The organism is Clostridium sardiniense (assembly GCF_050584765.1).
Taxonomy (GTDB): domain Bacteria; phylum Bacillota; class Clostridia; order Clostridiales; family Clostridiaceae; genus Clostridium; species Clostridium sardiniense_A.
Genome location: NZ_JBNOOR010000009.1, coordinates 1 through 15,399 on the forward strand (window position 1 = coordinate 1; position 15,399 = coordinate 15,399).

Genomic DNA, 15,399 nt, shown 5'->3' on the forward strand with positions numbered 1-15,399 from the left:
ATAGCTCCATCCATTTGAGCTGCTCCTGTGATCATGTTCTTAACGTAGTCAGCATGTCCTGGACAGTCAACGTGAGCGTAGTGTCTGTTTTCTGTTTCGTACTCAACGTGAGCTGTGTTGATTGTGATTCCTCTTTCTTTTTCTTCTGGAGCCTTATCTATTTCATCATATTTGAATGATTCAGCGAACCCCTTGTTAGCTAATACAGTTGTAATAGCTGCTGTTAATGTAGTCTTACCGTGGTCTACGTGACCTATTGTTCCAATGTTAACGTGTGGTTTACTTCTTTCGAATTTTGCTTTTGACATTATAAATTCCTCCTTATCACTCTAATAAACCTTGCCTAGTGTTTTGTACTTTTTTATGCTGGAGCTCACGATCGGGATTGAACCGACGACCTCCGCCTTACCAAGGCGACACTCTGCCAACTGAGCTACGTGAGCACTCAAAATATTGAGTTTTCTTTAATATACCAATTATAAAGTTTACTATCATTTTTTTTGTTTGTCAATAAAAATTAATTAGTTTATATCTAAGCATTTCTCAAGTTTTCTTTTTACTCTTTGTAGAGCATTATCTATTGATTTTGCATGCCTATCTAAATCACATGCAATTTCTTGGTATGATTTTCCATCAAGATAAGAATTCAAAACTTCTAGCTCTAATCGAGATAGTACTTTCTCTATCTCTTCCTCTATCCTAATCTTTTCTTCTTGACTTATAACAAGCTCTTCTGGATCTGTTATTTTAAGCCCTGCTAGCACATCTAATAAGGTTCTTTCTGATTCTTCCTCATATATGGGCTTGTTTAAGGATATATAGGTATTTAATGGAATATGCTTTTGTCTTGTTGCAGTTTTTATTGCTGTTATTATTTGTCTTGTAACGCAAAGCTCTGCAAATGCTTTAAATGTTGAAAGTTTATCAGGATTAAAGTCCCTTATAGCTTTATAAAGTCCTATCATACCCTCTTGATAAATATCTTCCTTGTCAGCACCAATTAAAAAATAAGATTTTGCTTTTGTTTTTACAAAGCTCTCATACTTATTTATTAAATATTCTTGCGCTAATACATTCCCATTCTTTGCTTCTATTGCTATTTCTTTATCATCTTTTTGATCAAACTCTAAATATTTCGTCATAGAATACCCACCATTCTCCCCATTTTACCCTTAACACCTTATCATATTTGCTATTATACATTAGCTATTTAAGCGAAGTCAACATATCAGCGACTTCTACGTAATTCTTCTAACTTATTTAATACATCTTCATCAATATTATCACCTAAGTTATTTTTTTGAGAATTCATATTATGCTCAGCTTTTATCCTTATCTTATTTTCCAATCCAATAACTTCATTGTAAAACTCCAGCGAAGACATCCTTACAGCGCCTCTTTGGAATATGGTTTGCTGTTCTAGCCAATCTGATGTAACTACAGAAACTTCATACCTTCTACCAATAGAATGTACTTCCTTTTCTATGTATGCATCGGCAGTTTCACCATCTTTAGTGAAAACTATAGATAGATTTTTATTAATTTCTTCTTTATTTTCTATATTGCCTGCTACCTTATGACCATCAAATACTAATATTACCTTACAATCATTATAACTTCCATAATTGTGTAGTATATCCACCAATTTATTTCTAGCTCCATCAAAGCTAATGTTTTTTAAGTCTTTTAAATTTGGCCAGGAATTTAAAACATTATATCCATCTATAAATATAATTTTCACATCTCATCCCTCTTTTTATTTTAATCTACCCTTTAGTACTTCATACATCATTATACCACCAGCTACTGATGCATTTAAAGAATTTATTTTTCCAATCATAGGAATCTTAACTAATTTGTCACATTTTTTAAGAGTTAATTTAGATATCCCTCTTCCTTCACTACCTATTATCAGTGCACATGGTCCACTAAAGTCTACTTCATAACTATATTCTTTTCCTTCTATATCTGCACCGTAAACCCAGATTCCTTGTTCCTTTAAGTCATCAATTGTACTATTTATATTAGTAACTTTTGCTATCTTCACATGTTCAACTGCTCCAACTGATGATTTATAAACTGTAGGAGTAACACCAACATTTCTTCTTTTTGGTATTATAATTCCATGAACTCCACAAGTTTCCGCAGTTCTAACTATTGATCCTAAATTGTGAGGATCTTCTAGCTCATCTAATATGATTATAAAAGGCGCCTCATTTTTTCTCCTTGCCTCTTCTAATATATCTTTTACTTCAAAATAATTATAAGGAGTTATTTTTGCTATTACGCCTTGATGAACAGCACCTGCCGCCATTGAATCTAATTTTTTCTTATCCACTTCTTTTATTACTATCTTCTTATCTTTGGCAAGGTTAATTATTGCATTTATTGATCCTTCTTTAGGTCCATTTGTTATATATAATGCTTCTATTGTCTTATCACTTTTTAAGGCTTCCATAGCAGCATTTCTACCTATTATTAAATCTTCCCTTACTTCTTCAACTTGATTATTAACTAACTTTCCGTCTTCTCTTACTCTCTCTTCTCTATTTCTAACTGGTCTTTCTTCTTTAAATTTTCTGTTATCTTTTCTATTTTCTTTTCCTCTTGGACTAAATCTATCTTCTGTATTTCTTTCTTCTTTGGATCTATTGGGTTTTCTATCATCTCTTTTTCTATTTTGGTTACTCTTTTTTATTCTTGTCATATTAAATAACTCCTTACTTAGTTATATTTAAAAATTACTGTTCTTTACATACTTCTATGCTTTTATTAAATACAAACTCTAGTCTTGCCTTATCATTTATTAAATATAAATATCCAACTAAAGCTTCAAATCCTGTTGCCATTCTATAGTCTCTTACATCCGCATTTTTCGGAACTGTTGCTGACTTAGCGTTTCTTCCCCTCTTGTAGATATAACTTTCTTCTTCAGTTAGTAATTCTTCTATATTGTGCATTATATCCGATTGACTCTTTGCTTTAACATATCCTATAGCTTTTCTATGTATCTTATGAGCTGAAAGTTCAGTATTATTTGAAAGTATATAGTCTCTTATAAACACCTCATAAACTCCATCTCCTACTAATGCTAATTGAAGTGGATTTAATCTTCTAGCTTCATCTTTGCTAAATTCTCTTACTCTAAAATTTTCTAACATATTATTACTCCTTTAAATAAGGGCCGCACTTAACGCACAGCCCCTTTTTAATTAGTTAACCTTTTTCCATCTAACTCCTTGTGGAGTATCTTCAAGTACTATGTTTCTTGCTTTTAAGTCATCTCTTATCTTATCTGCAAGTGCAAAGTCTCTATCTTTTCTAGCTTGTTGTCTTTGTTCTATTAAAGCTTCTATTTCTTCTGCTTCATCAGCTAAATCAGCCTTAGTTGATTTTTGTAGCATTCCAAGTGGAGCTCCAAGTTCTCTTATTAATGCTAAAGCTTTTTCAGCTAATTCTTTTGATGATTCAGCATTAATATTTGTATTTGTATCTTTTATTAAATCAAATATTGCAGTTATAGCATCTGCTGTATTAAAATCATCATCCATTTTTTCTATATACTTTTCTTTATACTTATTTAAGCTTTCTAGGTACTTCTTCTCTTCTTCATTGATTTCAACTCTTGAAACCTCATCTATAAGATTTTCAAGGTTCCCTATTGCATTATATATTCTTTCAACTGATGCTTTAGCTGATTCTAATAAATCTTCACTATAGTTTAATTGAATTCTATAGTGGCATGAAAGCATTAAGAATCTAATTACATCTGAATCATATTCCTTAAGTACATCTCTTGCTGTAAAGAAATTATTTAATGACTTAGACATCTTTTGATTATTTACATTTACATAAGCTGAATGTAACCAATAGTGAGCAAATGGCTCTCCTGTTAATGCTTCACTTTGTGCTACTTCATTCTCATGATGTGGGAATGCTAGATCCATTCCACCTGCATGTATATCAATTGTGTCCCCTAATATCTTCTTTACCATACATGAACATTCTATATGCCAACCTGGTCTTCCTTCTCCCCATGGGCATTTCCAAGCAGGTTCTCCTTCTTTCTTTGCCTTCCATATAGCAAAGTCCATAGGATCCTTCTTTCTTTCATCTACGTTTATTCTAGCTCCAGCTTGTAAGTCATCTATATTCTGTCCTGATAACTTACCATATCCTTGGAACTTCTTTGTGCTAAAGTAAACATCTCCATCTACTTCATAAGCATATCCTTTATCAATTAAATCTTTTACGAATTTAATTATGTCATTTATATATTCAGTAGCTCTTGGATTTACAGTTGCTCTCTCTATATTAAGTGCATCTGCATCAGTATAATATTCTTTTATATACTTATCTCCAACTTCTTTTACTGAAGTTCCTTCTTCATTTGCTCTCTTTATCATCTTATCATCTATATCTGTAAAGTTTTGAACAAAATCTACTTTATAGCCTCTATACTCAAAGTATCTTCTTATTGTATCAAACACTATAAAAGTTCTACCATTTCCTATGTGGAAGAAGTTATATACTGTAGGTCCACATACATACATCTTAACTTCTCCTGGAGTTATTGGTATAAATTCTTCCTTTTTTCTTGTTAACGTATTATAAAGCTTCATTCTTATTCCTCCTAACTATCTTAGTTTTAGGTTATTTTTTTCGAATTCTGCTCTGACTCTTTCTTTTGCATCTTCTATCTTTATTGTTTCATTTTCGCCGCCAGTTCTTAGCTTAAATTCTACTTCTCCATCACCTATCTTCTTTCCTACTGTAATTCTCATAGGAATTCCCATAAGTTCTGAATCTTTGAATTTAACTCCAGCTCTTTCTTTTCTATCATCTAAAAGAGCCTCTACTCCCATTTCTCTTAATTCATTATAGATTTCTGAAGCAATTCTCATTTGCTCTTCATCTTTTGAATTAACAGCTATTACTGAAACATGATATGGTGCAACTTCTAAAGGCCAGATTATTCCATTTTCGTCATGATGTTGTTCTATTATTGATGCAACTGTTCTTGTAACACCTATTCCATAACATCCCATTATAAATGGCTTTTCTTTTCCGTTTTCATCAATGAATTTAGCATTCATAGCTTCTGAGTACTTAGTTCCTAACTTAAATATATGACCTACTTCAGTTCCTCTTGCTATAGTAACTTTTCCGCCACACTTAGGACAAGCTTCTCCTTCTTCTATGTTTCTAAAGTCACCAATTACTCCTTCGAATTCTCTTCCGTAATTAACACCTGTTAAGTGGTATCCAGTTTCATTAGCTCCTACAACCATATTATACATTCTGCTAACTTCTTCATCTACTAATAATAAGTCTACTTTTAATCCTACAGGACCTGCGAAGCCAGTTTCTGCGCTAGTTGCTATCTTCACTTCTTCATGTGATGCTAATTCTATATCTCCTGATGCATTAGAAGCATTAGCTACCTTTACTTCATTAACTTCTCTATCTCCTCTAACTAAAACTCCAACTAATTTTCCATCTACATTATATATTAAAGTTTTAGCTGTCTTCTTAGGAGAAACACTTAAGAATTCTGACACCTCTTCTATGCTTCTGCTATCTGGAGTTTCTACCTTTTGCATTGCAACTAATTCTTCAGCTTCTGCAATTTCTGCCTTTGTTTCTGCTTTTTCAATATTTGCAGCATAATCACATTCTGTACAGAATACTACATCATCTTCTCCAACTTCTGATTTAACCATGAATTCAGCTGAGTTTGATCCTCCGATTGCTCCTGAATCAGCTTCAACACATTTTGCATCTAACCCACATCTATTAAATATATTTACATATGCATCGTGCATTTTATCATATGCTAAATCTAATCCTTCTTGATCCTTATCAAAGCTATAAGCATCTTTCATTATAAACTCTCTTGATCTCATAACTCCAAATCTTGGTCTAGTTTCATCTCTATATTTAGTTTGTATTTGATAAAGATTTAATGGTAATTGCTTATATGATTTTATTTCATTTCTTGCAATGTTTGTAAATACTTCTTCATGAGTTGGTCCTAAACAGAACTCTCTGCTATTTCTGTCTGTAACTCTAAACATTTCAGCTCCATAAGCATCCCATCTGCCTGATTCTTGCCATAATTCTGCTGGTATCATAGCTGAAGCTAAAAGTTCTTGAGCTCCTGATTTATCCATCTCATCTCTTACTATATCTTCGACCTTTTTAAGAACTTTTACTCCTAAAGGTAAATGATTGTATACTCCTGATGCCATTTTTCTTATTAGTCCTGCTCTAAGCATTAACTGATGACTTGCTATTTCTGCTTCTGCTGGAACTTCTCTTAAAGTTGCAATTAGCATATTAGACATTTTCATAATAATATCCTCCTAATTTCTATGTGAATTTAATTTATTTCTTACTTTTTTAGATATAAAAAAGCCGCCCTATTAACAATAGGGCGACTATTAATCGCGGTACCACCTAAATTTTTTCTCTAATAATGATAACGGTATTAAACCGATAGTTTTTTCCTATTACTCAGAAGCTGGTTCAAAATCTAGTTGAGAACCTTACAGCCCATGGATTCTCTCTCTGAAAAAGCGATTTTTACTATTCTTCTTCATAGTTCTTAACTTATATGGAATTATACTTAACTAATTATAACTTCTAAAATTTTCACTGTCAACACAGTGATATTATTAATGATTATCAGCTAAATATCTTGCTAAAATCAAATCTTCTGGAGTAGTTATTTTTATGTTAGTATATTCTCCGTCATACAAGAAAACTTTATGTCCAAAGGTTTCAACCACCATAGTATCATCTGTCACTTTTATATTATTTTCTTTAACTTTGTTGTGACACTCTAATATAAGATTATAATCAAATATTTGTGGTGTTTGCACTGCTATAAGCTCTTCTCTCTTAAGTGTTTCCTTTGATAATCCATTTATATCTTTAACTTTAATAGTATCTTTTGGCATTACTCCTGGTGCTGCTGCTTTAAATTTTTCAGCTGCTTTTATTCCTTCTGTTATTATCTTATCCGTAACAAAAGGTCTAGCCCCATCATGAATTAGTACAATATCAGTTTCTTCTATAGCATTTAATCCGTTTAAAACTGAATCTTGTCTTTCATCTCCACCTTCAACTATTTTATCTACTCTTAATTTATTCTTATCTAGTACTTCTTTTTTACAGTATTCAATCTCATCCTCTGGAAGAACTAATATTATTTCATCAATTAATTCATTTTCCATAAACTTTTTAATTGTGTAATAAAGTATAGGCTTATCATTTATTGATATAAATTGCTTACTTATATCAGCACCCATTCTTTTTCCTCTTCCTCCAGATAGAATAATGGCACTATTCATTAAACTCTCCTTTAGTTCTCTTTAGGTCTAGCAAATATCATTCTACCAGCAGCTGTTTGTAATACAGATGTAACTATAACACCTATTGTTTTAGTCATGTACTTTCTTCCACCTTCTACTACTATCATAGTTCCATCATCTAAATATGCTACTCCTTGGCTTGCTTCTTTTCCGTCCTTAACAACTTCTACTGTCATTTCTTCACCAGGAATAACAACTGGCTTTATTGCATTTGAAAGCTCGTTTATATTTAGAACTGGTACCCCTTGAACTTCTGCTACTTTATTTAAGTTATAATCATTAGTTATTACTTTTCCATCTAATGTTTGGGCTAATTTTAAAAGTTTAGCATCTACTTCTGCTATCTTTGGAAAATCTCCCTCCCATATTTGAGTTTCTATATCTAGTTCCTTTTGAATCTTATTTAATATATCAAGTCCTCTTCTACCTCTTGTTCTCTTAAGTGAATCTGATGAATCAGAAATATGTCTTAATTCATCAAGAACAAAATTTGGTATAATTAATGGTCCTTCTATAAATCCTGTTTCACATATATCAAATATTCTTCCATCAATTATTACTGATGTATCTAACACTTTTGGTATAGCTCTTCCCTCTTTTGAATTAGATTTACTCTTCTTTTCCTTATTTACTTTTTCTTTTCCAGAACTTGATTTTTTCATTGATAATATAAGGTTATTCATATCATCTTTCTTTTCAACCATTATTTTCATACCTATTATTGCACTTAGTAAATTTACTAAAACATATAATATTGGCCCTAAAGCCCCAGCAATATCATTTAGTGGTCTTGCAACAAAGAACATTATAATTAAAGCTATGACAGCTCCAATAGCTCCGTATATAATCTCCGTTAAAGTAAATTTCCTCATATTCTTTTCAGTATAATCGATAAGTTCAATTATCGCCCTATATATTATCGGAGATACTAAATACATAATAATACCAACTAATAAAGAAATAAAAATAAGAAATAATACCGAACCAACTGTACCTGATAGATAACCTATCTTTCTAACAGCTTCAATTTTTAAAATTGAATCTCCAATTATATAACCAAGTAACAGCCCCATTAATGTTAAAATGCCTCTAATCAACTTTTTAAACATTTTATCACCTCCTTATTAAAATTGTTGCCAAATTTGTTATATAAAATTCTTTTAATATAATGATTTATAAAAATAAAGCATTGTTTAGTTAATTATACCATATTAAAAAGTGCCCTTAAATGAAGATTTTCTTAATTTAAGTTAACGTTTTAATAACGTTAACTTTATACCCCCTATATTTGAAAATTAAAATAGTATATGATTATTTTAATAAATAGTTATTTATTTAAATCCACATTGACAATTATTGCCTAGAAAATTTATAATTAATCTAAATATATTAAACACTAGCAAGGAGTTGAGACAAATGAAAGATATTATTTTTGATGATTTTCAAAATTCTGTAAATGATTCTTTATTAAGACATAAAAGCATATTAGACACTTTGAGTAAATATGGCGAGTCAAATGCCAGAGTTAATAGAGCAATTATTAAAGCTGTAACTAATTGTGGTTGTATTAAAATAAATGCTAGCAAACAATGCATACCAACAGAAAACGATTCACTAGAAGACCTTACTGATTGCTTCAAAAATCATATTGATGGAACCTTATGTAATAATTGTCGCGAAGTAATTGAACGTGAAATGGGGAATAACATTTTCTACCTTACATCTCTTTGCAACAATTTAGGCATAAATTTATATGATGTATTAATTCAAGAGAATGATAAAGTTACTACCCTTGGCAAATTCACTTTTAGATAATGATAAAATTAATAATAAATAAAAAAGCGATATCTAACATAAATTTAGATATCGCTTTTATTTATCTATAATTCCACCTTTAATGAAGCTTGATCGTTTATTCTTCTTAATCCATTCCTTATAGCTTTCGCTCTTGCTTCTCCTATACCCTCAACCTTATCTAAATCATCTATATCTGCCTCTATTATTCTATTGAAACTTTCAAAATGATTTATTAAGTTTTCTATTACCGTTGAAGGAATTCTAGCTATCTTACTAAGCATTCTATATCCCTTAGGAGATATTAGTGTATCTGCAAGAGGTGCATATCCATATCCTAAAACTCTAGCTATCGCTTCTAAATCAATAAGTTCTTCTGAAGTTAAGTTTTGTATGCTTTCATATATTTCATTATGATCTTTGTCTGGACAGCTATAATCTCTTATTAAGAATATACCATCTCTCTCTATATGTCTTATAAGCTCATTTAATTGCATCGATATAAGTCTACCTTCATTACCGAGTTCAAGAATATATATTCTTATCTCCTCTACAATTCTCATAACCATTTCTGTTCTTTGAATTGCAGTGACAACATCAAAAAGTGTTGTTAAATCTTGAAATTCTAGTAAATTTAAATTATTTATTACTCTTTCAAGTACTGAAACATATTTTTCTAAGGTTTGAACTGCTTGGTTTGCTCTTCCAAGAATTACACTACTCTCCCTTAAAACATACTTTAGTTCACCTTTATAAACTGTAATTATATTTCTTCTTTGTGATATAGCTACTACTATATTTCCAGTTTCTCTAGCAACCCTTTGTGCCGTTCTATGTCTAGTTCCAGTTTCAAATGTAGGTATTGATGCACTAGGTACTAATTGCGCATTTGCACGCACTATTTTTTTAATATCTCCACTAAGTACAATTGCCCCGTCCATTTTAGCTAACTCATATACGTATGCAGGAGAATACTCGGAATTAATCGTGAATCCACCATCCACTATACTCATAACATTTTCGTTATCTCCTAAAACAATCAATCCTCCAGTTTTTGCTCTAAGGATATTTTCAAGCCCTTCTCTTAATTGAGTTCCTGGACACATTATTTTTAGTATATTTTTGATTTCAATATCTCTTTCTAATCTCATACACTCACCTATTCTCCTAGAATATCTTACTTATCGCTTCCCTTATATTGCTAACACCTAAAATTTTAATAGATTTATTAGTTACTTTTTCTCTATTTCTTGTAGGTATTATTGTATTTTCAAAGCCCATCTTTTCTGCTTCATTTACAAGTCTATCTACTGATGCTATTGGTCTTATTTCTCCAGTTAACCCAACCTCTCCAACTAGTAACACCTTAGGAAGTTTAATCCCTTTTCCCTTCATACTTGAAAGTAATGCTATAGCAAGCCCAAGGTCTGCTGTTGTACCGTCTAAGCTCAATCCACCAACAACATTTACATAGACATCATGATTATAAAATGGTATTCTTAACTTTTTCTCTAAAACAGCAAGTATTAAACTTAATCTTTGATTATCAATTCCTACTGCTGTTCTTCTTGGCATTACAGCTTTAGTTTCTGTAACTAATGCTTGAATTTCTACTAAAATAGGTCTTGTTCCTTCCATAATGCCAATTACAACTGAACCTTCTTGATTAAAGGTTGTATCTTCAAGAAAAATACCAGATGGATCATATATTTCTACCAATCCTTCTTGTCTCATTTCAAATACACCAATTTCACTTGTTGTTCCAAATCTATTTTTCATAGTTCTTAAAATTCTAAATTCTTCAGTTCTTTCGCCCTCAAAATAAAGTACTGTATCTACCATGTGCTCTAAAACTCTTGGTCCTGCAAGTTCACCTTGCTTTGTTACATGAGCTACGATAAATAAAGGTATATTTCTTTTCTTACCAATTCTCATTATCTGATTAGAGCATTCTTTTACTTGTGATACACTTCCTGGCGCAGAGGTAACACCCTCTTTATATACAGTTTGAATAGAATCTATTATTACAAACTTAGGCTCCAGCTCATCTATATATACTTCTATTGTATCCAAATTTGTCTCTGATACAATATATAAATCATTAGACGCTACACCTAATCTATCTCCTCTTATCTTTATCTGTTCTTCTGACTCTTCTCCGGAAACATATAATACCTTACCATATGTCTTTGCAATATTATTTGCAGTTTGAAGTAATAATGTAGATTTACCAATACCAGGATCACCAGATATTAGTGTTAATGATCCCTTAACAAGACCTCCACCTAATACTCTATTTAACTCATTTATTCCTGTATTATATCTTTCTTTGTCTCCAGATTTAATATCTCCTATACTCTTTGGCATATTTTCAGGCTTAAGTTTTTTTACTATATCATTTTTAACTTGAACTTTATTATCTCTTACTTCTTCAACAAATGTATTCCATGAATTACAGGATGGACATTTTCCAAGCCATTTTGCAGATTCATAAGCACATTCTTGACAAATATATATTGATTTTACTTTAGCCATAAAAAACACCCTCTACTTTTTTCTTAACTTGTGTAAAGATACACTCTACCTATATTATAATAACATACAATTATATTAATATAACATTTAAAACTTATTTTTTGTGCTGTTTAATTTATGAAAAAAAGGATTATCAAGTAATTGATAATCCTTTTCTAATCTTTAGTGAATTATTTTACAAATTTTGCAGCTGCTTCATCAATTATAACAGTAACATCTCTATGCATGTTAAGCATTGTTACAGGACATTCTGTTGTTATTTTCCCACTAAATAACTCTTTCATAGCCTCTGCCTTACCTTCTCCACTTGCTATTAATAATATCTTCTTTGACTTCATTATTTGACCTAATCCCATAGTTATAGCTGTCTTTGGAACCTCTTCCATTGAATCAAAGAATCTTGAATTTGCCTCAATTGTGCTTTCAGTTAAACCTGTAAGATGAGTTCCTGCAATTAAAACTTTATCTGGTTCATTGAAGGCTACATGGCCATTATTACCAACACCTAATAATTGAATATCTGTTCCACCTAATTCATCTATTTTCTTATCGTAAGCTTTTCCTTCTTCTTCAATATTTTCTGCTAATCCATTCGGTACATAAGTTTTTTCTTTATCTATATTTATATGATCAAAAAGATTCTTATTCATAAAATATCTATAACTTTGTTCATGTGTACCTGCAAGACCTATATATTCATCAAGGTTTACTGTAGTAACCTTATTAAAGTCAACTTTACCCGCTTTATTCATATTTATTAATTCTTTGTACATTCCAATTGGAGTACCACCTGTTGCAAGTCCTAAAACTGCATCTGGCTTTTCATTAATAACTTTACCCATTACCTCTGCTGCTACTTTACTCATTTCTTCATAATCTTTAACTACTACTAGTTTCATTTCAATTTCCCCTCTCGCCTTGATATATTGACCTCTAAAATATATTTATCTGATCTATAAATTGATTCCTCTACAAAAAGAATATTATTATTTTCATCTAAAGTCGTACCAAATGTACTTATTAATGGAAGTACCTTGCTAACTCTAAATAAATTTTTATAAAAGTCATCCATTACAATAGCTTTTATTGCTGATTCTGAATGATTTATGAAATGTCCATTTTCTTCTATTATTTTAAATAATGAACCCTTTAACATTTCATCATTTAATTCTCCACATACTCTAGGTGATATATGTACTATTTCGTTTGCTATACATTCACCATCCACTTTTCTCATTCTATTAATTTTATATACTTTTTCATCTTTTAATAAATCTATTAATTCTTCTGGTGTATCTATAAGTTTGAACTCTAAAAGTTCAGTTTCTAAATTTCCGCCTGATTTTTCTATAATGTCAGTAAAACTCATAACATCTTGTTGTCTTACCTTGGGCTCACAGACAAATGTACCTTTTCCCTTTTCCCTTACTAATATTCCTTCTTGAACTAACTCTCCTAAAGCTTGTCTGATTGTCATCCTACTAACTTCATAATGCTCCGCAAGTTCTCTTTCGCTATCTATACATTCTCCTACTTTCCAATAACCTTTTGAAATTTTTTCTAAGATAGCCTCCTTTAATTGAAAGTAAACTGGAATTGGACTATTTTTATCTATCATATCTGTTCCTCCTAAATTAATTATATATCTTTAAGTTATAGTTGTCTAGACCACTATACAATTTAAATTTATTTTTAGCATAATAATTTTATTTTATACAAATAATAATTATACAATTTTAAAGGAGATGATACTATGATTGATAAATCAAAACTTGCTAATTCTATTTTAAATACTCAAAATACTACTAAAAACGATCTACCTCTCAATGTAAGTGAAAGCTTCTCCAATGCTATTTCAGATGGTGATGTATCTAATAATTTTATTCTAAATTCATATTTGGACAATAAAGATGTAATCAAATAGAGTTTTTGCTATATAATATACTAGATGATTTAATTGTTACACAATGTATACAATAGCTATCTTGAATTTAATAATTATTTAGAGTAAAATTTAAGAAAAGATATTGAATAATAATTATTATTATTGTTATTAAGCAAGGAGGAATTTAATATGATAAAAGTATATACAACTAATTCATGCCCTTGGTGTGTAAAGGCAAAAGATTATTTAACTAAAAAAGGTGTAGATTTCACTTCATTAAACGTTCAAGATGATATGGAAGCAAGAGATGAAATGCTTAAAAAATCAAAACAAATGGGCGTTCCAGTTTTAGATATAAACGGAACAATCATAATAGGATTTGATAAGCCAGCTATAGATAAGGCACTAACTAGCCTTTAATTAATAAAAAAAACCCCATTACTAAATTTAGTAATAGGGATTTTTTTTATTATTTTAAAGCTTCGTCTATTGCTTTTTTATCAAAGCCAACAATAACTTTACCATCAATATCTAATACTGGTACTGTTCTTTGTCCTGAAACTTTTTGAACTTCATTTCTATCTTCATGTTTGTCTGCAACATTTACTTCTTGGAATTCTATTCCCTTCATATTTAAATACTTCTTCGCTTTAACGCAAGCTGGACACCATGATGTTGAATAAATTTTTATCATAATTTTCTACCGCCTTATTTAACTTATTTATTTAATTTCTTTATATATTTTTCTGCTTCTAATGCAGCAATTGTTCCATCAGCAACCGCTGTTGTTATTTGTCTGTATTCTTTTTCTCTAACATCACCTATTGCATAAACACCTGGGATGTTTGTTCTCATGTTTTCATCTGTAATTATATATTGACCTTTACTTATATTTATATATTCCTTAAATAGATTTACCATTGGCTCATGACCAATTGATCCAAAAACAGCTTCTAAAGCTATTTCCTTTTCTTCTCCTGTTATTGTATTCTTTATAATTCCTTTTTCTACGAAATCTTTACCATCAACAGCAATTAAATCCTCATTATAAAGAATTTCTATCTTTTCATTCTTTTCAACTTCTTCAAGTACTGCCCTTTCGCCTCTAAAGTAATCATATCTTCTGATTAAGTATACTTTTTCTGCAAAGTTTGTTAAGAAGATAGCCTCTTCTAATGCAGTATTTCCTCCACCTACTATACCAATAACTTTATTTTGGTACATAGCGCCATCACATACTGCGCAGTAGTGAACACCCTTACCTGCGAATTTTTCTTCATTTTTTATTGGTAATTTTCTTGGAGATGCACCTGTTGCAATTATTAATGCTTTTGGTTTATATATAAATTCTTCAGTTTCTACTATTTTTTCTTCTCCATCTAATTTAACATTTTCTATAATATCAAACTCTTCAATTGTAGCTCCAAGTTCCTCTGCTTGCTCTTGCATAATGTCTGCAAGTTCTGCTCCAGCTACTTTTTTAAATCCTGGGTAATTTTCTACAGTATAACTATTTCTAACTTGACCACCCATTACTTTATCTTCTAATAGCAACATGTCTAATCTTGCTCTAGATGCGTATATAGCTGCTGTTAATCCTGCTGGTCCACCACCAACTATAATTAAATCAATTTCTTTTACTTGCTTTGCCATAAATTCAGCCTCCTTACCCCCGTGGGGTATATCTATTATGTTTTATTATATCACTAAATTTTATTATTTCAATAAAATATTTTATAAAGCAATTGTTTTCACAAGTTTTTTACATATATCACTAATCATTAATATATGCAAAAAAAATATAAAGGG

At 30.6% G+C, this 15,399-nt stretch carries 18 protein-coding genes, 1 tRNA gene and 1 other annotated feature; of the genes, 3 read left to right on the top strand and 16 right to left on the bottom strand.

Translation table 11 applies throughout. From position 1 onward, the window contains the following. From ACQPUW_RS16755 to ACQPUW_RS16800, 10 genes are all read right to left on the bottom strand, one after another. Positions 1-308 (bottom strand): GTP-binding protein (locus ACQPUW_RS16755; protein WP_430838603.1); only part of this gene is annotated, 308 nt, incomplete at its 3' end. Between the two features lie 59 nt (positions 309-367). Further along, a tRNA-Thr gene (locus ACQPUW_RS16760) sits at positions 368-443 on the bottom strand. 78 nt (positions 444-521) lie between these two features. Further along, on the bottom strand, positions 522-1,142 hold the full coding sequence (gene sigH, locus ACQPUW_RS16765; RefSeq protein WP_204596622.1) for an RNA polymerase sporulation sigma factor SigH: 621 nt from the start codon (positions 1,140-1,142) through the stop codon (positions 522-524). 86 nt (positions 1,143-1,228) lie between these two features. Beyond that, positions 1,229-1,741 carry an NYN domain-containing protein gene (locus ACQPUW_RS16770; RefSeq protein WP_430838604.1) on the bottom strand — a complete coding sequence of 171 codons (513 nt, stop codon included), beginning with the start codon at positions 1,739-1,741 and terminating at the stop codon, positions 1,229-1,231. Between the two features lie 15 nt (positions 1,742-1,756). Next, entirely contained in the window at positions 1,757-2,707 is a 951-nt protein-coding gene (gene rlmB, locus ACQPUW_RS16775) for a 23S rRNA (guanosine(2251)-2'-O)-methyltransferase RlmB (protein ID WP_430838605.1), read from the bottom strand. 34 nt (positions 2,708-2,741) lie between these two features. Further along, the gene (locus ACQPUW_RS16780; protein ID WP_430838606.1) at positions 2,742-3,161 is read right to left on the bottom strand and encodes a Mini-ribonuclease 3; all 420 of its coding nucleotides are present in this window, start codon (positions 3,159-3,161) and stop codon (positions 2,742-2,744) included. 51 nt (positions 3,162-3,212) lie between these two features. Further along, positions 3,213-4,622 (bottom strand): cysteine--tRNA ligase, encoded by a 1,410-nt coding sequence (gene cysS, locus ACQPUW_RS16785; RefSeq protein ID WP_430838607.1) that lies wholly within the window; start codon positions 4,620-4,622, stop codon positions 3,213-3,215. 15 nt (positions 4,623-4,637) lie between these two features. After that, a complete protein-coding gene (locus tag ACQPUW_RS16790; RefSeq protein ID WP_430838608.1) occupies positions 4,638-6,353 on the bottom strand; it encodes a proline--tRNA ligase in 1,716 nt (571 codons plus the stop codon). Positions 6,354-6,429: 76 nt separating this feature from the next. After that, positions 6,430-6,611: a binding site (T-box leader), on the bottom strand. 66 nt (positions 6,612-6,677) lie between these two features. Continuing rightward, positions 6,678-7,355 carry a 2-C-methyl-D-erythritol 4-phosphate cytidylyltransferase gene (gene ispD / locus ACQPUW_RS16795; RefSeq protein ID WP_430838609.1) on the bottom strand — a complete coding sequence of 226 codons (678 nt, stop codon included), beginning with the start codon at positions 7,353-7,355 and terminating at the stop codon, positions 6,678-6,680. A gap of 11 nt (positions 7,356-7,366) precedes the next feature. Then, positions 7,367-8,485, bottom strand: a complete 1,119-nt coding sequence (locus ACQPUW_RS16800; RefSeq protein WP_430838610.1) for a PIN/TRAM domain-containing protein — start codon at positions 8,483-8,485, stop codon at positions 7,367-7,369. Positions 8,486-8,792: 307 nt separating this feature from the next. On the opposite strand from ACQPUW_RS16800, the gene ACQPUW_RS16805 reads away from it, so the two are divergent. Further along, on the top strand, positions 8,793-9,191 hold the full coding sequence (locus tag ACQPUW_RS16805; RefSeq protein WP_430838611.1) for a DUF1573 domain-containing protein: 399 nt from the start codon (positions 8,793-8,795) through the stop codon (positions 9,189-9,191). A gap of 65 nt (positions 9,192-9,256) precedes the next feature. Here ACQPUW_RS16805 and disA read toward each other — a convergent pair whose 3' ends face one another. The 4 genes from disA to ACQPUW_RS16825 all read right to left on the bottom strand — a co-directional run bounded on the left by disA (position 9,257) and on the right by ACQPUW_RS16825 (position 13,323). After that, the gene (gene disA, locus ACQPUW_RS16810; protein ID WP_204596629.1) at positions 9,257-10,321 is read right to left on the bottom strand and encodes a DNA integrity scanning diadenylate cyclase DisA; all 1,065 of its coding nucleotides are present in this window, start codon (positions 10,319-10,321) and stop codon (positions 9,257-9,259) included. Positions 10,322-10,337: 16 nt separating this feature from the next. Continuing rightward, a complete protein-coding gene (gene radA / locus ACQPUW_RS16815) occupies positions 10,338-11,705 on the bottom strand; it encodes a DNA repair protein RadA (RefSeq protein WP_430838612.1) in 1,368 nt (455 codons plus the stop codon). 170 nt (positions 11,706-11,875) lie between these two features. After that, the gene (nagB, locus tag ACQPUW_RS16820) at positions 11,876-12,604 is read right to left on the bottom strand and encodes a glucosamine-6-phosphate deaminase (protein WP_430838613.1); all 729 of its coding nucleotides are present in this window, start codon (positions 12,602-12,604) and stop codon (positions 11,876-11,878) included. After that, positions 12,601-13,323 carry a GntR family transcriptional regulator gene (locus tag ACQPUW_RS16825; RefSeq protein WP_221859631.1) on the bottom strand — a complete coding sequence of 241 codons (723 nt, stop codon included), beginning with the start codon at positions 13,321-13,323 and terminating at the stop codon, positions 12,601-12,603. Before ACQPUW_RS16825 ends, nagB begins: the two co-directional genes overlap by 4 nt. A gap of 135 nt (positions 13,324-13,458) precedes the next feature. Here ACQPUW_RS16825 and ACQPUW_RS16830 point away from each other — a divergent pair, with 135 nt between their 5' ends. Next, positions 13,459-13,629, top strand: a complete 171-nt coding sequence (locus ACQPUW_RS16830) for a hypothetical protein (RefSeq protein WP_221859633.1) — start codon at positions 13,459-13,461, stop codon at positions 13,627-13,629. Between the two features lie 150 nt (positions 13,630-13,779). Then, the gene (locus ACQPUW_RS16835) at positions 13,780-14,010 is read left to right on the top strand and encodes a glutaredoxin family protein (RefSeq protein WP_430838614.1); all 231 of its coding nucleotides are present in this window, start codon (positions 13,780-13,782) and stop codon (positions 14,008-14,010) included. A 49-nt stretch (positions 14,011-14,059) separates the two neighbouring features. On the opposite strand, the gene ACQPUW_RS16840 is transcribed toward ACQPUW_RS16835, so the two are convergent. Both ACQPUW_RS16840 and trxB read right to left on the bottom strand, forming a co-directional pair. Further along, positions 14,060-14,284: a glutaredoxin family protein gene (locus ACQPUW_RS16840; protein ID WP_430838615.1), complete on the bottom strand. Its 225-nt coding sequence runs from the start codon at positions 14,282-14,284 to the stop codon at positions 14,060-14,062. 23 nt (positions 14,285-14,307) lie between these two features. Next, the gene (gene trxB, locus ACQPUW_RS16845; RefSeq protein WP_430838616.1) at positions 14,308-15,243 is read right to left on the bottom strand and encodes a thioredoxin-disulfide reductase; all 936 of its coding nucleotides are present in this window, start codon (positions 15,241-15,243) and stop codon (positions 14,308-14,310) included. Positions 15,244-15,399: the final 156 nt, after the last annotated feature.